The 20351-nt window shown below is 70.1% G+C and carries 13 protein-coding genes; 9 read left to right on the top strand and 4 right to left on the bottom strand.

The genetic code is table 11. The features are described from left to right. Positions 1–4: 4 nt before the first annotated feature. The 3 genes from imuA to AC1PK7_RS04950 all read right to left on the bottom strand — a co-directional run bounded on the left by imuA (position 5) and on the right by AC1PK7_RS04950 (position 2550). On the bottom strand, positions 5–625 hold the full coding sequence (gene imuA, locus AC1PK7_RS04940) for a translesion DNA synthesis-associated protein ImuA (RefSeq protein ID WP_481100037.1): 621 nt from the start codon (positions 623–625) through the stop codon (positions 5–7). Continuing rightward, positions 625–1233, bottom strand: a complete 609-nt coding sequence (lexA, locus tag AC1PK7_RS04945; RefSeq protein WP_481100038.1) for a transcriptional repressor LexA — start codon at positions 1231–1233, stop codon at positions 625–627. Before lexA ends, imuA begins: the two co-directional genes overlap by 1 nt. A 75-nt stretch (positions 1234–1308) precedes the next feature. Next, positions 1309–2550 (bottom strand): citrate/2-methylcitrate synthase, encoded by a 1242-nt coding sequence (locus tag AC1PK7_RS04950; RefSeq protein ID WP_481100039.1) that lies wholly within the window; start codon positions 2548–2550, stop codon positions 1309–1311. 119 nt (positions 2551–2669) lie between these two features. On the opposite strand from AC1PK7_RS04950, the gene prpB reads away from it, so the two are divergent. The 6 genes from prpB to prpF all read left to right on the top strand — a co-directional run bounded on the left by prpB (position 2670) and on the right by prpF (position 10074). Beyond that, positions 2670–3557, top strand: a complete 888-nt coding sequence (prpB, locus tag AC1PK7_RS04955; RefSeq protein ID WP_010342451.1) for a methylisocitrate lyase — start codon at positions 2670–2672, stop codon at positions 3555–3557. Positions 3558–3588: 31 nt separating this feature from the next. Next, positions 3589–4197: a DUF1003 domain-containing protein gene (locus tag AC1PK7_RS04960; RefSeq protein WP_481100040.1), complete on the top strand. Its 609-nt coding sequence runs from the start codon at positions 3589–3591 to the stop codon at positions 4195–4197. A gap of 40 nt (positions 4198–4237) precedes the next feature. Beyond that, positions 4238–5401, top strand: coding sequence for a bifunctional 2-methylcitrate synthase/citrate synthase (gene prpC / locus AC1PK7_RS04965; RefSeq protein WP_153751164.1), 1164 nt, complete (start codon positions 4238–4240; stop codon positions 5399–5401). 290 nt (positions 5402–5691) lie between these two features. Then, positions 5692–8307, top strand: a complete 2616-nt coding sequence (gene acnD / locus AC1PK7_RS04970; RefSeq protein ID WP_481100041.1) for a Fe/S-dependent 2-methylisocitrate dehydratase AcnD — start codon at positions 5692–5694, stop codon at positions 8305–8307. A gap of 30 nt (positions 8308–8337) precedes the next feature. Then, entirely contained in the window at positions 8338–8841 is a 504-nt protein-coding gene (locus AC1PK7_RS04975) for an SRPBCC family protein (RefSeq protein ID WP_481100042.1), read from the top strand. Positions 8842–8880: 39 nt separating this feature from the next. Beyond that, entirely contained in the window at positions 8881–10074 is a 1194-nt protein-coding gene (gene prpF, locus AC1PK7_RS04980) for a 2-methylaconitate cis-trans isomerase PrpF (protein WP_481100043.1), read from the top strand. Between the two features lie 59 nt (positions 10075–10133). Here prpF and AC1PK7_RS04985 read toward each other — a convergent pair whose 3' ends face one another. Then, positions 10134–10655, bottom strand: a complete 522-nt coding sequence (locus AC1PK7_RS04985; protein WP_481100044.1) for a hypothetical protein — start codon at positions 10653–10655, stop codon at positions 10134–10136. A 637-nt stretch (positions 10656–11292) separates the two neighbouring features. On the opposite strand from AC1PK7_RS04985, the gene AC1PK7_RS04990 reads away from it, so the two are divergent. The 3 genes from AC1PK7_RS04990 to AC1PK7_RS05000 all read left to right on the top strand — a co-directional run bounded on the left by AC1PK7_RS04990 (position 11293) and on the right by AC1PK7_RS05000 (position 19975). Beyond that, entirely contained in the window at positions 11293–13512 is a 2220-nt protein-coding gene (locus AC1PK7_RS04990) for a TonB-dependent receptor (RefSeq protein WP_481100045.1), read from the top strand. Positions 13513–13587: 75 nt separating this feature from the next. Continuing rightward, entirely contained in the window at positions 13588–14577 is a 990-nt protein-coding gene (locus AC1PK7_RS04995) for a nucleoside hydrolase (RefSeq protein ID WP_481100837.1), read from the top strand. 508 nt (positions 14578–15085) lie between these two features. Beyond that, the gene (locus AC1PK7_RS05000) at positions 15086–19975 is read left to right on the top strand and encodes an alpha-2-macroglobulin family protein (protein WP_481100838.1); all 4890 of its coding nucleotides are present in this window, start codon (positions 15086–15088) and stop codon (positions 19973–19975) included. Positions 19976–20351 lie beyond the last annotated feature (376 nt).

Consider the following 20351-nt stretch of genomic DNA (forward strand, 5'->3'; position numbering starts at 1 on the left):
GGCCTCACCCGGTCGCCAGAGCAGACAGGGCGATCGGCTGCGCCGGCGGCAGCCCGCCGCGGCACTTGAGCACGCGCAGCTGCGCCGGCGCGCCATCGATGGCGATGCGCAGCGCGGCCGGCGACGGATTGGCGGCGGCCTTCAGCGGCCGATAGGCGAAGCCCAGGGTGCGTCCGGTCTCGGCGGCCACCTGCAGCCGGCGCAGGGTCTTGTCGGCGGCCAGCCCCGGCCAGCACAGCACCGCCGCGCAACTGCCGGCGCGCAGGCACTGCTCGGCGGCCCAGGCCGCGTCGGCGCCGGCGCGGACGATCTGCAGTTGCGCCAGCGCCACGCCGGCCTGGGCCCAGGCGGCGGGGTAGGGCAGGTACGGCGGATCGACCAGCACGATGCGGCCGCCGCCCTGCGACAGCCGCGCCAGGGTCGGCCACAGCAGCTGCAGTTCGCCGATGCCGTCGGCAGCGTGCAGCAGCTCGGTCAGCGCCATCTCCGGCCAGCCGCGCGCGGGCAGCACCGCGTCCAGCGCGGCGTGCCCGGTGGGCTGGGCGCTGTGCGGCAGCGCCGTCGGCTGGCCGCGCCAGACCCGGCGCTCGGCCAGCAGGCGGTCGAGGGCGACGACGGCGGCCATCAGCCGGGCCGGATCAGGCCGCAGTAATGCCCTTCGATGGCGAAGTCCTGCCCAGGAGCGACCACGATCGGCGCATAGGCGGGATTGCGCGGCAGCAGCGCGATGCCATCGCCATCGGCGCGGTAGCGCTTGATGGTGAGTTCGCCGTCCAGCCGCGCCACCACGATCTGGCCGTTGCGCGCGTCGGCGGCGCGGCGCACCCCGACCAGGTCGCCGTCGAGGATGCCGTCGTCGATCATCGAGTCGCCCTGCACCCGCAGCAGGTAGTCCGGACGCAGCGCGAACACCGCACGGTCCAGGCGCAACTGCTGGTCCAGGCCGATGTCGGCACCGATCGGCGCGCCGGCGGCGACCCGGCCCAGCACCGGCAGCTGCAGCAGTTCGCTGCGGTTGCCGGCCTGCGCCGGGCGCAGGCTGCGCGCCTGCTGCGGCACCTGCGCCAGCAGCCCGGCCTCGACCAGCGCCTGCACGTGCTTGCGCGCGGCATTGCGCGAGGCGAAGCCGAAGCGTTCGGCGATCTCGGCCAGGCTCGGCGGCCGCCCGTCCTGCTCGGCGCAGGCGTGGACGTAGGCAAGGATGGCGGCGCGCTGCGGGGACAGGGGGATCATGGTGTACATTTGTACACCGATGGCGCGACCTTGGCGAGATGGGGGCGCTGAACGGGTTTGGCGTCTCCCGACGTTTCAGCCGCGCCCAGCGCCATCCTCCGGCATCGCCCCGGTGTAGCGGGCGCGTGGTCGGATCAGTTTGCCCAGGGCCTGCTGCTCCAGGGCGTGGGCCAGCCAACCGGCCTGGCGGGCGGCGGCAAACAGCACCAGGGCGTGCGCCGCTGGCAGGTCGTGGACGAAGCAGAGCGCGGCCAGCAGGCAGTCGATGTTCGGGCGCTGGCCGCTGCAGTCCTGGGCGGCGGCGATCACCGCGTCCACGTGCTGCATGCGTGCGCTACCCGCGCAACGTTCGCGCAGCAGGCGCAGCACTTCGGCCGCGCGTGGGTCGCCGTCGGGGTACAGGGCGTGGTGGAAGCCGGGCAGGTCGTCGCCGCGCTGCCAGCGTTCGGCGATCAGGGCGGCGGCGCTGGGCGCGTCCTGGGCGTCGCGCAGCAGGGCGTGGGCGCGGGCGGTGGCGCCGCCGTGGCGCGGGCCGGACAGCGCGGCCAGGCCGGCGCTGACCGTGGCGTGCAGTGGCGCGCCAGTGGAGGCGACCACGCGGGCGGCGAAGGCAGAGACGTTGAGCTCGTGGTCGGCGCACAGCAGCAGCGCGGCGCGCACCAGTTCGGCGAAGTCGGCATCGCCGGGACGCCAGTGGTCGGCGATCAGGCGATGCAGCGGGCGCGCGTCCGGCGCGGTGCCGACCAGCAGCGCGGCGTTCTGCCGCAGCAGGGTGGCGGCGATCTCGCGGCGCACGCCGGGGGCGGCGTTGAGCGATTGGCGCAGGTCCAGGGCCAGCAGCGGGATGCAGGCCATGGCGCGTTCCAGCGGCGGCAGCGCGGCATGCCCGGCCAGCGGCGCCAGCACCGCCGGCCACGGCGCGACCGGCGCGCTGGCGAACGGGTCTTCGCCGTCCGGGCAGTCCCACAGCAGCCGCGCGACGTCCTCCAGGCTGGCGCCGGCGCGGACCATGGCCACCGCCGAACGCCCGCGGTAGTAGGGGCCGTCGGGGCGGATCAGCGAGATCCGCGTCTCCAGCACCGGCAGGCCGCGGTCCAGGCTCTGCGCGGCACCGCGCGCGGCGCCGCGGCCGGCGCGCTTGCGCTGCGCCAGCCGCTCCACTTCGGCGCGCAGGTAGGCGCGGCTGCGGTGGTCGGCGCCGGCGCGCGAGCTGAGCAGGCCACGGCTGACGTAGGCATACAGGGTGGCGCTGCTGATGCCGAGCAGGGCGCAGGCCTGCGCGGCGGAGATCAGGTTGCGGTCAGGGCTGTCGGACATGAAGGGACGATAGGTTGATTCATTGAATCAAGATTGATCCATGCCGGCGAGAGTGCCAGATTGGCGCCCATCGCGGAACGCCCGGCGGGGCATTGCCGCCTCTTCGTCAGGAGCCGCCCATGTCCCTCGTTTCCCCCGGCGCCGGTTTCCGCGCCGCCCTGGCCGCCGAAGCGCCGTTGCAGGTGATCGGTGCGATCAACGCCAATCATGCGCTGCTGGCGCAGCGCGCCGGCTACAAGGCCATCTACCTGTCCGGCGGCGGCGTCGCCGCCGGCTCGCTGGGCCTGCCGGATCTGGGCATCAACACCCTGGAGGACGTGCTGATCGACGTGCGTCGCATCACCGACGTGTGCCCGCTGCCGCTGCTGGTGGACATCGACACCGGCTTCGGCCCGAGCGCGTTCAACATCGAGCGCACGATCAAGGCGCTGATCAAGGCCGGCGCGGCCGCCTGCCACATCGAGGACCAGGTCGGCGCCAAGCGCTGCGGCCACCGCCCGGGCAAGGAGATCGTGAGCCAGGGCGAGATGGTGGACCGGGTCAAGGCCGCGGCCGATGCCAAGACCGATCCGGACTTCTTCCTGATCGCGCGCACCGACGCGATCCAGACCGAAGGCGTGGACGCGGCGATCGAGCGCGCCATCGCCTGCGTGGAGGCCGGTGCCGACGGCATCTTCGCCGAGGCCGCCTACGACCTGGACACCTACCGCCGTTTCGTCGACGCGGTGAAGGTGCCGGTGTTGGCCAACATCACCGAGTTCGGCAAGACCCCGCTGTTCACCCGAGACGAACTGGCTTCGGCCGGCGTGGCGATCCAGCTGTTCCCGCTGTCGGCGTTCCGCGCCGCCAACAAGGCCGCCGAGGACGTATACACCGCGATCCGCCGCGACGGCCACCAGCAGGGAGTGCTGGAGCGCATGCAGACCCGCGAGGAACTGTACGAGCGCATCGGCTACCACGCCTTCGAGCAGCGCCTGGATGCGCTGTTCGCCGGCAAGGGCGCATGATCGGCGGCGATTTTCCTGCCCGGGCCTGCCCATGAATACCCACGCCAGCGCTGCGTCGTTCCTGCGCAGCCGCATCGATCGCCGCCAGACCGCGCGACACCTGCTGCAGACCGAACTGGACAAGCTGTCCGAGGCCGAGCGCGAGGTGGTGGAGCGCTTCATCGCCAAGCGCCACGTGGCCCGCGACATCGTCACGCAGGCCGACCGCGACCGCTCGCTGGGCGAGCGCGTCGCCGACCGCGTCGCCGCGATCGGCGGCAGCTGGAGCTTCATCATCGGCTTCTGCGTGGTGCTGCTGGGCTGGATCGTGCTCAACAGCCTGGTGCTGGCGCACGCCTTCGATCCGTATCCCTACATCCTGCTCAACCTGTGTCTGTCGTGCCTGGCCGCGATCCAGGCGCCGGTGATCATGATGAGCCAGAACCGCCAGGCGGCGGTGGACCGCCTGCATGCGCAGAACGACTACGAAGTGAACATCAAGGCCGAGCTGGAGATCCTGCAGGTGCACGAGAAGCTCAACCAGCTGCGCGAGCAGGACTGGGCGACGCTGGTGGAACTGCAGAACCGTCAGATCCTCATGCTGCAGCAACTGCTCGAGCGCGCCGGCGTCACGCCGCCGCCGCAACCGCAGGCCCCCTGATCCACCGCACTCATCCGACCGCAACACCGGGAGATTCGCCATGAACGACACCGCTCCGCAGACCGCCCCCGCCTTCAAGCCGAAGAAATCGGTGGCCCTGTCCGGCACCGCCGCCGGCAACACCGCGCTGTGCACGGTGGGCCGCAGCGGCAACGACCTGCACTACCGCGGCTACGACATCCTGGACCTGGCCCGCACCAGCCAGTTCGAGGAGATCGCCTACCTGCTGGTGCACGGCAAGCTGCCAAGCAACAGCGAGCTGCGCGGCTACAAGGCCAAGCTGCGCTCGCTGCGCGGCATCCCGGCCGCGGTCAAGGCCGCGCTGGAGCAGTTGCCGCCGTCGGCGCATCCGATGGACGTGATGCGCACCGGCGTGTCGGTGCTGGGCTGCGTGCAGCCGGAGAAGGACGACCACAACCATCCCGGCGCGCGCGACATCGCCGACAAGCTGATGGCCAGCCTCGGCTCGATGCTGCTGTACTGGTACCACTACAGCCACAACGGCCGGCGCATCGAGGTGGAGACCGACGACGATTCGATCGGCGGGCATTTCCTGCGCCTGCTGCACGGCTTCAAGCCACACGAGGAATGGGTGCAGGCGATGCACACCAGCCTGATCCTGTACGCCGAGCACGAGTTCAACGCCTCCACCTTTGCCTGCCGGGTCATCGCCGGTACCGGCAGCGACATGTACAGCGCCATCGCCGGCGGCATCGGCGCGCTGCGCGGGCCCAAGCACGGCGGCGCCAACGAGGTCGCCTTCGAGGTGCAGAAGCGCTACGACACCCCGGACGAGGCCGAGGCCGACATCCGCGCGCGGGTCGAGCGCAAGGAAGTGATCATCGGCTTCGGCCACCCGGTGTACACGGTGTCGGACCCGCGCAACCAGGTCATCAAGGACGTGGCGCGCGAACTGTCCGAGGCGCAGGGCAGCCGCAAGATGTACGACATTGCCGAGCGGCTGGAGACGGTGATGTGGGACATCAAGAAGATGTTCCCGAACCTGGACTGGTTCAGCGCGGTCAGCTACCACATGATGGGCGTGCCGACGGCGATGTTCACCCCGCTGTTCGTGATCGCCCGCACCGCCGGCTGGAGCGCGCACATCATCGAGCAGCGCATCGACGGCAAGATCATCCGCCCCAGCGCGAACTACGTGGGGCCGGAGGATCAGGCGTTCGTGCCGATCGATCAGCGCAAGTGATGCGCCTGCACGCCTCGACCCCGAGTGACACTCCCCTCTCCCGTCGGGAGAGGGGCCGGGGGTGAGGGTACGGGCGCAGCCTCGTGGTGTTGGGTTGCACGGAGCTTCGTTTGCACCTCATCCGCCCTCATGAGAAATCAGGTTGCACCAGGCTTCGCCCGTACCCTCATCCGCCCCTCATGAGGAATCGGATTGCACCAGGCTTCGCCCGTACCCTCATCCGCCCCTTCGGGGCACCTTCTCCCGATGGGAGAAGGGATACGTCTTCGCTTTTTTAACTGTAGCCAGCCATGAACAGCCACTACCGTAAATCCCTGCCCGGCACCGCGCTGGACTACTTCGATGCGCGCGCCGCGGTCGATGCGATCAGCCCGGGCGCCTATGCCGGCCTACCCTATGTGGCGCGCGTATTCGCCGAGAACCTGGTGCGCCGCTGCGATCCGGATCTGCTGCACGCTGCTTTGCTGCAGTTGATCGAGCGCCGCCGCGACCTGGATTTCCCGTGGTTTCCGGCGCGGGTGGTGTGCCACGACATCCTCGGCCAGACCGCGCTGGTCGACCTGGCGGGACTGCGCGACGCCATCGCCGAGCAGGGCGGCGATCCGGCCAAGGTCAATCCGGTGGTGCCGGTGCAGTTGATCGTCGATCACTCGCTGGCGGTGGAGTGCGGCGGCGACGATCCGCAGGCCTTCGCCAAGAACCGCGCGATCGAGGATCGCCGCAACGAGGATCGCTTCCACTTCATCGACTGGAGCAAGCGCGCGTTCCGCAACGTGGACGTGATCCCGCCGGGCAACGGCATCATGCACCAGATCAACCTGGAGAAGATGTCGCCGGTGATCTACGTGCACGACGGCGTCGCCTTCCCCGATACCTGCGTGGGCACCGACAGCCACACCCCGCATGTGGACGCGCTGGGCGTGATCGCGATCGGTGTCGGCGGGCTGGAAGCGGAGAGCGTGATGCTCGGCCGCGCCTCGTGGATGCGCCTGCCGGACATCGTCGGCGTGGAGCTGAGCGGCCGGCCGCAGCCCGGCATCACTGCCACCGACGTGGTGCTGGCGCTGACCGAGTTCCTGCGCCAGGAGCGTGTGGTCGGCGCGTACCTGGAGTTCTTCGGCGAAGGCGCCGCCGCGCTGACCATCGGCGACCGCGCCACCATCTCCAACATGTGCCCGGAATACGGCGCCACCGCGGCGATGTTCTACATCGACCAGCAGACCCTGGACTACCTGCGCCTGACCGGGCGCGAGGAAACGCAGGTGGCGCTGGTGGAGCAGTACGCGCGCACCACCGGGCTGTGGGCCGATGCGCTGGCCACCGCGCAGTACGAGCGCGTGCTGCGCTTCGACCTGTCGCAGGTGGTGCGTAACATGGCCGGCCCGAGCAATCCGCACAAGCGCGTGGCGACCACCGAGCTGGCCGCGCGCGGCATCGCCGACCCGGCCAAGCTGGCCGCCGGGCAGGCCGAGCAGGCGCAGGGGCGCATGCCCGACGGCGCGGTGATCATCGCCGCCATCACCAGTTGCACCAACACCTCCAACCCGCGCAACGTCATCGCCGCCGGCCTGCTGGCGCGCAATGCGCGCGCGCGCGGCCTGGCCCGCAAACCGTGGGTGAAAACCTCGCTGGCGCCCGGATCCAAGGCGGTGCAGCTGTACCTGGAAGAGGCCGGCCTGCTGCCGGACCTGGAGGCGCTGGGCTTCGGCATCGTCGCCTTCGCCTGCACCACCTGCAACGGCATGAGCGGCGCGCTGGATCCGCGCATCCAACAGGAGATCGTGGAGCGCGACCTGTACGCCACCGCGGTGCTGTCGGGCAACCGCAACTTCGACGGGCGCATCCATCCCTACGCCAAGCAGGCGTTCCTGGCCTCGCCGCCGTTGGTGATCGCCTACGCCATCGCCGGCACGGTGCGCTTCGACATCGAGAAGGACGTGCTGGGCACCGATGCCGACGGACGCGCGGTGCGGCTGAAGGACATCTGGCCCAGCGACGCCGAGATCGATGCGGCGGTGCGCGCCGCGGTGAAGCCGGAGCAGTTCCGCCGCGTCTATGCGCCGATGTTCAACGTGCGCGTGGAGCAGGGCGCGCCGGTGGCGCCGCTGTACGCCTGGCGCCCGCGCAGCACCTACATCCGCCGCCCGCCGTACTGGGAAGGCGCGCTGGCCGGCGCGCGCACGCTGCGCGGCATGCGCGCGCTGGCGGTGCTCGGCGACAACATCACCACCGACCACCTGTCGCCGTCCAACGCGATCCTGGCCGACAGCGCCGCCGGCGAATACCTGGCGCACATGGGCGTGCCGGAGGAGGACTTCAATTCCTACGCCACCCATCGCGGCGACCACCTCACCGCGCAGCGCGCCACCTTCGCCAACCCGAAGCTCATCAACGAAATGGCGGTGGTCGACGGCAAGGTGCAGCAGGGCTCGCTGACCCGGCTGGAGCCGGACGGGCAGGTGCTGCGCATGTGGGAAGCGATCGAGACCTACATGACGCGCAAGCAGCCGCTGATCGTGATCGCCGGCGCCGACTACGGCCAGGGCTCCTCGCGCGACTGGGCGGCCAAGGGCGTACGCCTGGCCGGGGTCGAGGCGATCGTCGCCGAAGGCTTCGAGCGCATCCACCGCACCAACCTGATCGGCATGGGCGTGCTGCCGCTGCAGTTCCTGCCGGGCACCACACGCACGACCCTGGGCATCGACGGCAGCGAAACCTTCGACGTGGTCGGCGCGCGCACCCCGGGCGCCACGCTGACCCTGCGCATCGTGCGCAAGGACGGCGACGTGGTGGAGGTGCCGGTGCTGTGCCGCCTGGACAGCAACGAGGAAGTGTCCATCTACGAAGCCGGCGGCGTGCTGCAGCGCTTCGCCCAGGATTTCCTCGAGGACGCCCGCAGCGCCTAAGCCGACTGCCGCTGTCATCGGGCGCGTGCCATGCTGGCCGCGCCCGCCACCGCTGAGGAGACCGCCATGAGCACGTCCGCCACCACCACCGGGACCGTCCACTTGCATCGCGTGCTGCGCGCGCCGGCCGAGCGCGTCTATCGCGCCTTCCTGGAGCCGGCGGCGCTGGTCAAATGGCTGCCGCCGCATGGCTTCGTCGCCACCGTGCACGCGCTGGACGCGCGGGTGGGCGGCAGCTACCGGATGAGCTTCACCAACCTCGGCACCGGCACCAGCAGCGCCTTCGGCGGCACCTATCTGGAACTGGTGCCCGGCCAGCTGATCCGCCATACCGACCGCTTCGACAACCCGGACCTGCCCGGCGAGATGATCGTGACCGTGCGGCTGCGGCCGGTGGCCTGCGGCACCGCGCTGGAAATCGTGCAGGAGGGCATCCCGCCACAGATCCCGGTGGAGTTCTGCCACCTCGGCTGGCAGGAGTCGCTGGCCCTGCTGACGCAACTGGTCGAGCCCGAGATTCCCGATTCGCCCTGATCCGCCGTCTCTTCATTTTCGTACGTACCCGGAACCGCCATGGCCCACGCTCCGCAACTCCGCATCCCCGCCACCTACATGCGCGGCGGCACCTCCAAGGGCGTGTTCTTCCGCCTGCAGGACCTGCCCGCGGCGGCGCAGACGCCGGGCCCGGCGCGCGACGCGCTGCTGCAGCGGGTGATCGGCAGCCCCGATCCCTACGCCAAGCAGATCGATGGCATGGGCGGGGCCACCTCCAGCACCAGCAAGACCGTGATCGTGGCGCCGAGCACGCGCCCGGACCACGACGTGGACTATCTGTTCGGCCAGGTGGCGATCGAGCGTGCGTTCGTGGACTGGAGCGGCAACTGCGGCAACCTGTCGGCCGCCGTGGGACCGTTCGCGATCGCTGCCGGGCTGGTGGATCCGGCGCGGATTCCGCGCGATGGCGTGGCTACGGTGCGGATCTGGCAGGCCAACATCGGCAAGACCATCGTCGCGCAGGTGCCGATCACCGATGGCGCGGTGCAGGAGACCGGCGATTTCGAACTGGACGGGGTGACCTTCCCCGCGGCGGAGATCGCGCTGGAATTCCTCGACCCGGCCGCCGACGAGGACGGCGCCGGCGGCGCCATGTTCCCCACCGGCCACCTGGTCGACACGCTGGAGGTGCCGGGCGTCGGCAGCTTCCAGGCGACCCTGATCAACGCCGGCATTCCCACCATCTTCCTCGAGGCGCAGGCGCTGGGTTACCAGGGCACCGAACTGCAGGACGCGATCAACGGCGATGCGCAGGCGCTGCAACGCTTCGAAACCATCCGCGCGTACGGCGCGCTGCGCATGGGCCTGATCGCCACCCTGGACGAAGCGGCGACGCGCCAGCACACGCCCAAGGTCGCCTTCGTCGCGCCGCCGGCCGATTACACCGCTTCCAGCGGCAAGCCGGTGGCGGCTGCCGACATCGACCTGCTGGTGCGGGCGATGTCGATGGGCAAGCTGCACCACGCGATGATGGGCACCGCGGCGGTGGCGATCGGCACCGCTGCGGCGATCCCCGGCACCCTGGTCAACCGTGCCGCCGGCGGCGGCGAACGCACCGCGGTGCGCTTCGGTCACCCCTCGGGCACCTTGCGGGTCGGCGCCGAGGCGCGCCAGGTGGACGGCCAGTGGACCGTCACCAAGGCCTTGATGAGCCGCAGCGCGCGCGTGCTGATGGAAGGCTGGGTGCGGGTGCCGGAGACGCCGGCGGGCTGAGCTGGCAGGCCGTGCGCAGGCACAGCTCCGCACGGCACCGCCAATGCTGATGGGGCCGCTCAACTGCAGTCCTCGTTGAGCGACGGGTAGGCCGTGTTGAGCAGCCACTTGCCGTTCGTGGTCCTCGAATTGGCGTACCAGAAGCAGACCTTCACCGGCTTGAATTTGCGCCAGTTGGTGCAGATGCCGTCCCCGTCCGCGGAGGTGCAGGCCCATCCCGCGGTGATGCCGACGCTGGCCGCATCGACGATGTCCTTCGCACCGCCACTGGTGCCGCAGTCGACGTGCTTGCCGGTCGTGGCGGCTGCCCACTTGCTGAAGGCGCCCTGGAACGTCGCCCAGTTGGCGAACGCCGATTTCCCGAGCTGACTCTGCGCGCCGCCGGGCGGCAGCGGCGTCGTGGCGTTCTGCATGTGCAGGCCGACATGCCCGCCAGTGCCGCCAGCGTCGCGATTGGCGGTGTCCGACGCGGTGCTGGCCACGATGTTGTCGACCGCGGTGCAGGTCTTGGCCTGGGCGGAACAGGTGAGCAGCGTCGCGCAGAGCACGGCGACGAGGGACAGGGATCGGGGTGTGAACATCGGGTCTCTCCAAGGCAGCGCGGATGCGCGCTCTTCAGACGTCGGCAGCGGTCGCCGTGTGAAGCGGCGCGCGGCTTGCGATGCGATTTCGTGCGGCCTGGGTGGGCTTGCGGCAGCGGGATGGCCGTCTGCGCTGCTTGCCTTTCGGCCGAGTGCGACGAACGTGCGGTTTGGCGTGGGCGTTTGGAAAAGCGGTGTGCCATGGATCGAGCGTCGTCGCGGCGTGTTGCTGCCACCGGTGCGCCAAAGCGGTCTGGAGCCTGAGGGCTTCGCGCGTCGGGACTGAAGTCCCTCCCACAGGGCATCTCGGCGGTTCCGCGCTCTGCCGCCAGCGTCACGGCCACGGCCACCGGCGACCGGCGACCGGCGACCGCGCGCTGTGCCTGTCCTTGTGGGAGGGACTTCAGTCCCGACGCGACCAAAAGCGGCTGTGGCCATGCGAGAACGGAAGCCGGCCCGGGCCGGCAGGCGAGCCGCCGTCAGCCCCCGCGTTTGCCAATCCCGACTCCCCAATCCCAAATCCCGGCCCCCCCAGGTGACGCCGGCCGCCGCAGGTTGTATATTTTGTGTTAATTATGCTGCGGCGCGGCAAGGACTCGGCGCGCTCCCGATTACGCCCACCCATCCCGGAGTTCCCATGTCTGCCAGTTGGTCGCTGCGCGCCAGTGCGCTTGCCGTTGCCGTCGTTTCCGCGCTTTCGTTCCCCGCCGCCGCCCAGCAGGCGGACAGCACCGACGGGGTCGCCCGTCTGGACACGATCAAGGTCACCGCCGAGCGCCGCGCCGAGGACTCCAAGGACGTGCCGGTGTCGGCCAGCGTGCTGCGCCCGGAATACCTGGACGCCATCGCCACCAGCGGCTCGGACGTGCGCGTGCTGGCCGGCAAGGCGCCCAGCCTCAACGTCGAGTCGTCCAACGGCCGCGTGTTCCCGCGCTTCTACATCCGCGGCTACGGCAATACCGACTTCAACACCTACGCCTCGCAGCCGGTGTCGCTGATCTATGACGACGTGGTCGCCGAGAACGCGTTCCTGAAGGGCTTCCCGATCTTCGACCTGCAGAGCCTGGAAGTGCTGCGCGGCCCGCAGGGCACGCTGTTCGGCCGCAACACCCCCGCCGGCGTGGTCAAGTTCAACTCGGTCAAGCCGACCATCGGCGCCAACGACGGCTACGCCAGCCTGTCCTACGGCACCTACGGCACCATGACCATGGAAACCGGCCTGAGCGTGGCGATGGGCGACAAGTGGGCCGCGCGCCTGTCGGCGCTGGGCCAGCGCCGCGGCGACTGGGTCGACAACACCGTCGACAACCGCTCCTTCGAAGGCTACATGGATTCGGCGGTGCGCCTGCAGGTGCTGTTCCAGCCGGGCGAGGACTTCAGCGCGCTGTTCAACGCGCACGCGCGCCACCTCGACGGCACCGCGCGGCTGTTCCGCGCCAACATCTTCCAGCCGGGCACCAACCAGCTGGTCGCCGGCTTCGACCCGGACAAGGTGTCCATCGACGGCAAGAACACCCAGGAACTGCAGACCTACGGCGGTAGCGCCAACCTGACCTGGGACCTGGGCGACATCGTGCTGCACTCGATCACCGGCTACGAGGGCATCGGCAAGTACTACAGCCGCGGCGACATCGACGGCGGCTACGGCGCGGTGTTCGCGCCGCCGTCCGGCCCCGGGGTGATCCCGTTCCCGGTGGAGACCGCCGGCGGCATCAAGAACCTGGACCAGTATTCGCAGGAGCTGCGCGCCGAGTCGCAGTACGCCGGGCCGCTGAACTGGCAGGCCGGCCTGTACTACTTCAACGATTCGGTGGAAGGCGAGAACTACACCTACAACACCCTGGCCGGCGGCACCCTGGCCAGCTACCAGCTGACCCGCCAGCGCAACACCTCGTGGGCGGCGTTCGGCTCGCTGAACTATGCGGCCACCGAGCGCCTGGACCTGCGCGCCGGCATCCGCTACACCTACGACAAGAAGACCTTCGACGTGCTCGCGCTGGACCGCGTGACCCTGCAGCAGCCCTCCAGCGGCAGCACCGACAACTCCAAGGTCACCGGCGACCTCAGCGCCACCTACACCATCAACGACGACGTCAACGTCTATGCGCGCGCCGCCCGCGGTTTCCGCGGCGCCAGCTTCGGCGTGCCGTCGGCCACCGCGCCGCTGACCGTGGCCGCGCCGGAGACCGTGGATTCGTACGAGATCGGCATCAAGTCCGACCTGTTCGACAAGCGCGCGCGCCTGAGCTTCGACGTCTACGACTTCAAGGTGAAGAACCAGCAGCTGACCGCGGTCGGCGGCGCCTCCAACGACGTGCGCCTGCTCAACGCCAAGGCCTCCAAGGCGCGCGGCGCCGAGTTCGACTTCGAAGCGCTGCTGACCCAGAACCTGCGCATGACCCTGGGCGGCGCCTACAACTGGACCCGCATCGAGGACCCGACCCTGTCGGTCGGCGTGTGCCGCACCTGCACCGTGACCGATCCGATCAATGCCTCCGGCCGCGCCCTGATCGACGGCAACGTGCTGCCGCAGGCGGCCAAGTGGATGGGCAACGCGACCCTGCGCTACGGCATCCCGGTCGGCGACGACGCCGAGTTCTTCTTCTTCACCGACTGGTCCTACCGCAGCGAGATCAACTTCTTCCTGTACGACTCGCGCGAGTTCGTCGGCCAGCCGCTGCTGGAGGGCGGTGCCAAGATCGGCTACAACTGGGGCGCCGGCGCGTACGAGGTCTCGGTGTTCTGCCGCAACTGCACCAACCAGATCCGCGCCACCGGTGCGATCGACTTCAACAACCTCACCGGCTTCATCAACGATCCGCGCATCGTCGGCGCGCAGTTCCGCGCCAACTTCTGATCGGCGGCCTCGCCGTTGCAACACCGACCGCCGGCTATCATGCCGGCGGTTCTTTTTTGGGAGACGCGCATGCGCGTGCTGAAGCAATGGGCGGCGTCGGCGCTGCTGATCGCGGCCACCTGGGCGGCCGATGCGGTGGCGGCGCCAGCGCCAACGACGAGCGCACCGGTGCAGAAGGTGGTGGTGTCCACCGACGTCGGCGACGACATCGACGATGCATTCGCGCTGGCGCTGCTGTTGCGCAGCCCGGAGCTGCAGGTGCTGGGCATCGCCTCGGCCTGGGGCGACACCAGCCTGCGCGCGCAACTGCTGCAGCGGCTGCTGCAGCAGGCCGGTCGCAGCGACATCCCGCTGGCGATCGGCCAGCGCACCGACAGCACGATTCCCTTCAGCCAGGCGCGCTGGGCGGCGAAGGGTACGCTGCCCAGCAAAGCGCCGGATGCGGCGCAGTTCATCCTGGACCAGGCGCGGCGCCATCCCGGCGAAGTCACCCTGCTGGTGCTCGGCCCACTGACCGACGCGGCGCGCGCGCAGCAGCGCGACCCGGCCGGTTTCGCGCAGCTCAAGCAGGTGGTGCTGATGGGTGGTTCGGTGCGCGTGGGCTACGGCAAGTCGCGCTACCGCTCGCCGAATCCGCCGGCGGCCGAGTACAACATCGCCGCCGACATCCCCGCCGCGCAGCGCGTGTTCGGTGCCGGCGTGCCGATCGTGATGCTGCCGCTGGACGCCACCCAGGTGACCCTGGAGGAGCCGGAGCGGGTGGCGCTGTTCGCCCATGGCGAGCCGCTGACCGACGCGCTGGCGCAGCTCTACTACCAGTGGCGCGATACGGATCAGCCCTGGGCCAGCGCCACCCCGACCCTGTTCGACGTGGTGCCGGTGGCGCAGTTGCTCGACCCGGGCCTGTGCCCGACCGTGCCGCTGCGCATCGTGGTCGACGACAAGGGCTATACCCGCGAGACGCCGACGGCAGACGCGTCGGGGGCTGCGGCCAACGCGCAGGTGTGCCTGGCGCTGGACCGATCGCGGCTGATCGCGCTGTACATGCAGCGGGTGCTGCGCTGACGTGTCGTTGCGACGAGCGGAGTCGCTGGCCGATCTGTTGCTCTGCAGTCGGGACTGAAGTCCCTCCCACATAGGACGCGTGTCGTGGGTGCTGTCGGCATGGGCGATCGGATTGGCTCCCCTGTGGGAGGGACTTCAGTCCCGACGCGTGGAGCCATCGGTACACCCAGCGCCGTCGCGTCTCGACCGAAGTCCCTCCTACATGACCTCGAAGCGAGGGTGCGCGGATACTCATCCAGGGGGTAGGAGCGGCTTCAGCCGCGACGGGCTTTCCCGGGAACGCCGGTCGCGGCTGAAGCCGCTCCTACAGGGGCTCCATGGCGATCGGTGGTGCCGTGGCGGGAGGGACGTCCGCGCCGACGGCGGCCTGCCGCACACACGCCGACGGATGGTGCACCGTCGCCCCTCCTGACCGTCGCGCCGGCGCTTTATACTCGCGCCACATTCACGGAGCGAACGCATGCACACGGATTCGAAGCGGCGCTGGGCGGGCCTGCGCGCGGGGTTGATGGGGACGTTCTTGCTGCTGGGCCTGGCGCTGGCGCTGGGCGGCTGCAAGCGCAACGAATCCGGGCAGTTGCCCGAGGCCAGCGGCGAGCCGGTGAAGGGGCAGAAGGAAGCGATGAAGGGCTTCGGCCTGGTCCGCGCCTATCCCGACCAGAAGGGCGACGGGCTGTCGCTGGCGCTGGAGTTCTCGCGGCCGCTGGTCGGCACCCAGGATTTCGACAAGCTGCTGCGCTTCGAGGAGAAGGTCGGCACCGACGAGAGCGCCTGGTCGCTGTCCGACGATGGCAAGACCCTGCGCTACCCCTACGTGGAAGCGGCCAAGGACTACACCGTGGTGATCTCGGCCGACCTGCTGGCCGCCGACGGCAGCCGCCTGGGCAAGCCGCTCAAGCAGAAGGTCTACACCGGCGAACTGACCCCGGCGGTCGGCTTCGCCTCGCAGGGCAGCGTGCTGCCGGCGCGCGAGAGCCGCGGCCTGCCGGTGGTCTCGCTCAACGTGCCGGAAGTGGACGTGGAGTTCATGCGGGTCAAGGACAGCGCGCTGCCGGCGTTCTTCGCCCAGTACCAGCGCGGCGGCCGCCGCGGCACCTGGGAGCTGGACAGCGACTACGGCGACCACACCCCGATCTCGCAACTGGCCGACTCGGTCTATACCAACCGCTTCGTGCTCGGCGGCGACAAGAACGAGCGCGCGCTGACCTACCTGCCGATCCAGGAGATCAAGGAACTGCAGGCGCCGGGCCTGTACTTCGCGGTGCTGCGCCGCCCCGGCAAGTTCGACAACGAGTACGACACCGCCTTCTTCACCGTCAGCGACATCGGCCTGCACGCACGCGCCTACAAGGACAAGCTGTTCGTCCACACCGCCTCGCTGCAGAGCGGCGAGCCGCTGAAGAAGGTGGAGCTGCGCGTGCTCAACGCCGACGGCGAGCTGTTCCTGAAGGGCCAGACCGACGACAACGGCAATGCGCTGCTGAACTACACGCTCGACGCCGGCCAGGTGCTGGTGGCGCGCAGCGGCACCGACCTGTCGATGCTGCCGTTCAACCAGCCGGCGCTGGATCTGAGCGAGTTCGCGGTGGCCGGGCGCGAGAACGCCTGGTTCGACGTGTTCGCCTGGTCCGGCCGCGACCTGTACCGCCCCGGCGAGACCGTGCGGGTGTCGGCGCTGCTGCGCGACAACGACGGCAAGCCGGTGCCGACCACCGGCAAGGGCGCGCAGCCGGTGTTCCTGCGGCTCAAGCAGCCCGACGGCAAGATCTTCCGCGAGACCCGGCTGCAGCCGGGCGAGCAGGGCTACTTCAGCTTCGAGCAACTGATCCCCGCCGATGCGCCGACCGGGCGCTGGCAGGTGGAGTTCCGCACCGACCCGACCAGCAAGGAAGCGGTGCAGGGCATGACCCTGCGCATCGAGGAGTTCCTGCCCGAGCGCATGAAGCTGGACCTGGACAGCGCGCAGAAGACGCTCAAGCCGGGCGAGCCGTTCAAGCTGCAGGCCACCGCCGCCTACCTGTACGGCGCCCCGGCCGCGGGCAATCGCTTCACCGCCAAGCTGGCGGTGGCGGTCGAGCAGCATCCGGTGGAGGCGCTGCCGGGCTACTTCTTCGGCGACCCGACCCTGCAGTTGCCGCGCGAAGCCAAGGACGTGGTCGATACCGAGTTCGGCGCCGACGGCAAGCTCAGCGAGGACCTGGCGCTGCCCGACGAGGCCAAGCCGACCAGCACCATCGCCGCGCTGGTCTCGGCCAGCGTGTACGAGACCGGCGGCCGCACCGTCACCCGCACGCTCAAGCGCGTGCTGTGGCCGGCGCCGGCACTGGTCGGCGTGCGCCCGCTGTTCGACGACAAGGACGGCGCCGACGCCAACGCCAATGCGCGCTTCGAACTGATGCGGGTGGATGCGCAGGGCAAGCCGCAGCCGGCCAAGGGCCTGAAGGTGACCCTGGTGCGCGAGCTGCGCGACTACCACTGGGCGTTCACCGACAACCGCTGGGACTACGACTTCACCCGTCGCTTCGAGAACAAGCAGACGCTCACCGTCGATGCCGGCGCGAGCGCCGCCAAGTTCGATTTCCCGGTGGAGTGGGGCGAGTACCGGGTGGACGTGTTCGACCCGGCCACCGGCCTGACCACGCGCTATCCGTTCCATGCGGGCTGGAGCTGGAACGACGACAACCGCGGCCTCGACGCGCGCCCGGACAAGGTCAAGCTGGCGCTGGACAAGACCGGCTACAAGGCCGGCGACACGCTCAAGGTCACCCTGACCCCGCCGCATGCCGGACCCGGCCTGCTGATGGTCGAGAGCGACCGCATGCTGTACGTGCAGGACATCGACGTGAAGCCGGGCAGCCGCTTCGAGATCCCGGTGACCAAGGACTGGGAGCGGCACGACGTCTACGTCACCGCGCTGGTGTTCCGCGGCGGCTCGGCGCCGAGCAAGATCACCCCGGCGCGCGCGGTCGGCGTGGCCTACGTGCCGATGGACCGCAAGGCCCGACGCGTGGCGGTGGGCCTGGTCGCGCCCAAGCAGATGCGCCCGGAGCAGCCGCTGCCGGTGACGGTGAGCGTGCCGGAGTTGGCCGGCAAGCAGGCGCACGTGACCATCTCCGCGGTGGACGTGGGCATCCTCAACATCACCCGCTTCCCGGTGCCCGACGCCAACGCGCAGTTCTTCGCGCAGCGGCGCCTGGGCGTGGACGCCTACGACATCTACGGCCGGGTGATCGAGAGCTTCGAGGGCGGCACCGGCAAGCTGCGCTTCGGTGGCGACATGGCGCTGGCGGCATTGCCGCAGGCCAAGCGTCCGACCGCGCGGGTGCAGACCGTGGACCTGTTCTCCGGCCCGGTGCAGCTCGACGCCAAGGGCAACGCCCGCGTGCAACTGCCGGTGCCGGACTTCAACGGCACCCTGCGCGTGTCGGCGCTGGTCTATTCGGACGAGCGCTACGGCAACCGCGACGTGGAGACCCTGGTGCGCGCGCCGATCGTGGCCGAGGCCAGCATGCCGCGGGTGATGGCGCCGGGCGACCGCAGCACGGTGACCCTGGACGTGCAGAACTTCACCGGCCAGCCGGGCGAGTTCAAGGTGCGGGTGGATGGCGAAGGCCCGCTGGCGATCGCCGACAACGCGCGCAGCGCCAAGCTGGGCAAGGACGGCAAGGCCACGCTGAGCTTCCCGCTGGTGGCGCAGGAGGGCTACACCGTGGCCAAGGTGCGGGTGCGGGTGGAAGGCAATGGCTATGCCGCCGACCGCCGCTACGACCTGCCGGTACGCGCGGCGTGGCCGTCGGTGCTGCGCGCGCAGACCCGCGTGCTCGACCCGTTGGCGCCGGTGACGCTGGGCGCCAGCGATGCCGAAGGCCTGATGGCCGGCTCGGTCAACGCGCGCATGCTGGTCAGCGCCTTGCCGCCGATCCCGTTCGCCAGCGCCCTGCAGGGCGCGCTGGAATACCCCTACGGGTGCGCCGAGCAGACCACCAGCAAGGGCTACGCCGCGCTGCTGCTCGACGATGCCACCGCGCGCCTGCTCGGGGTCAAGGGCCTGGATGCGGCCACGCGCCGCGCGCGCATGGAAGGCGCGTTCGGGCGGCTGGCCTCGATGCAGGTCTCCAGCGGCCACTTCTCGATGTGGGGCGACGACGGCTACGTCAATCCGGGGCTGACCCCGTACATCGCCGAGTTCCTGCTCGACGCCAAGGACGCCGGCTTCGCGGTGCCCGACAACGTGCTGCAGAAGGCGTTGAACCGGCTCAGCGAGGACCTGCTGTCCGGCGGCAACAACTTCTACGGCCAGGACCGCCGCGAGAACCTGAAGTTCGCCAACCAGGCCTGGTCCGGCTACGTGCTGGCGCGGGTCAACCGCGCGCCGCTGGGCACGCTGCGCGCGTTGTACGACAACGACCGCGGCAAGGCGCTGACCGGCCTGTCGCTGGTGCACCTGGGCGTGGCGCTGTCGCTGCAGGGCGACAGGAAGCGCGGCGAAGCGGCCATCGCCGCCGGTTTCGCCAAGGACAGCGCGGACCGGCCGCGCTACTTCGGCGACTACGGCAGCGTGGTCCGCGACGATGCGCTGATGATCGCGCTGCTGCACGAGCGCGGCCTGGCCAAGCCCGAGTACGACGCGCGGGTGATGGCGCTGGGCCGCGAGCTGGACGCGCGCCGCCGCGGCGGCTGGCTGTGGCTGAGCACGCAGGAGCAGGTGGCGCTGGCGCGCATGGGCAAGGCCTTGCTCAACAGCCAGACCGCGCAGGTGTCCGGGCAGTTGAGCATCGGCGACAGCAGCGAGGCGATCGCCCCGGCCAAGGCGTTCGGCCGCCAGTTCGGCGAGGCCGAACTTGCGCGCGGCGTGCACTTCGTGCCGCAGGGCCAGCCGCCGCTGTACGCCAGCCTGGAAATTGCCGGCGTGCCGCGCACCCCGCCGGCGGCGGACGACAGCACGCTGAAGGTGGAGCGCAGCTTCTACGGCACAGACGGCAAGCCGTGGACGCCGCAGCCGTTGAAGGAAGGCGAGGCGCTGATCGTGCGCGTCACCATCACCTCCGACACCAGCATGCCCGACGCGTTGCTGACCGACCTGCTGCCGGCCGGCCTGGAGATCGAGAACTTCAACCTGGGCGACGCCAAGCAGTGGGCCGACGTGGTGGTGGACGGCATCGAGATCAGCGACCGCTCCAACGCCGCCGACGTCAAGCACGAGGAGTTCCGCGACGACCGCTACGTGGCCGCACTGAGCCTGTCGGCGGGCAGCAAGGCGCAGGTGTTCTACCTGGTGCGCGCGGTGACCCCGGGCACCTACACGGTGCCGCCGTCGCTGGTCGAGGACATGTACCGCCCCGACCTGCGCGGGGTGGGGCGCAGCAACCCCGGTACGATCAACGTCGTGCAGCCCTGATAGACCTCCCCTCTCCCTCCGGGAGAGGGGCAGGGGTGAGGGTACGGCGGCCAGAAATGCACCAGAAACCACCGCGCTCACCCCCCTCTCCCTGCGGGAGAGGGGGCGGCGGTGAGGGTACGACCGCCACCAATGCACCAAAGCCCCCCGCGCCCAACCGCGCTGCAGACGCCCCCACACTTCGCAGCACCCAAGACAGGACCCAGCAGGGTCCTGTCGTCGTTTGCGGCCAGCGCCTGCGTCGCCGCAGCGCTAACTCCCAGGCGGAATCGCGCCGGCCGCTGCTCAGAGACCGAATGACCGCCGCATACCCCGACGTCGATGAATGCACGTTTTTGCACGATTATGCACGTTCGTCTAAGCTGGGCTCGCATCT

The sequence above is a fragment of the Xanthomonas sp. NCPPB 3174 genome (genome assembly GCF_056725205.1).